The 544-nt window shown below is 69.3% G+C and carries 1 protein-coding gene; it reads left to right on the forward strand.

Going from position 1 to position 544, the window contains the following annotated elements; translation table 11 throughout:
* Positions 1 to 92: 92 nt before the first annotated feature.
* A partial coding sequence (locus ACT53U_RS19615) for a chemotaxis protein CheW (RefSeq protein ID WP_476157628.1) occupies positions 93 to 544 on the forward strand: 452 nt, incomplete at its 3' end.

A 544-nucleotide genomic window follows, 5' to 3' on the forward strand; every position in this document is an offset into this window, starting at 1 on the left:
AGCGCCCAGCAGGACCGGGTCCGCGGCTTCGCCCTCGACATGGCGATGGGCGGCCCCGACGCCGAGGACGCCGAGTTCAAGGAGAGCGCGTGATGGCGGGCCATGAGACCGAAACCCAGTTCGTGACCTTCGCGCTCGGCTCGGAAGTCTTCGCGGTTCCGGTCTCGGTGGTGCGGGAGATCCTCGATCACGAAGAGGTCTTCCGCATCCCGAACGGCCCCGCCTACCTCCTGGGACTGCGCAACGTCCGCGGCCAGGGCGTGCCGGTGATCGACCTGCGCCTCCGGCTCGGGCTGACGAAGACGGAGACGACCGCCAACACCCGGGTCCTGGTGGTCGACGTGCCCCTCGCCGACCGGCTGCTGACCCTCGGGCTGATGGCCGATCGGGTGTTCGAGGTCGCCTCCTTCGCGGCGAACCAGACCGACGCGGCGCCCGACATCGGCGTCGGCTGGAACTCGGACTACATCGCCAGCGTGATCCGGCGCGAGACCGGCTTCGTGGTGATCATCGACCTGGCCCGGCTGCTGTCGTCCACCGAAAT

The organism is Pinisolibacter sp. DMC19 (genome assembly GCF_056313985.1).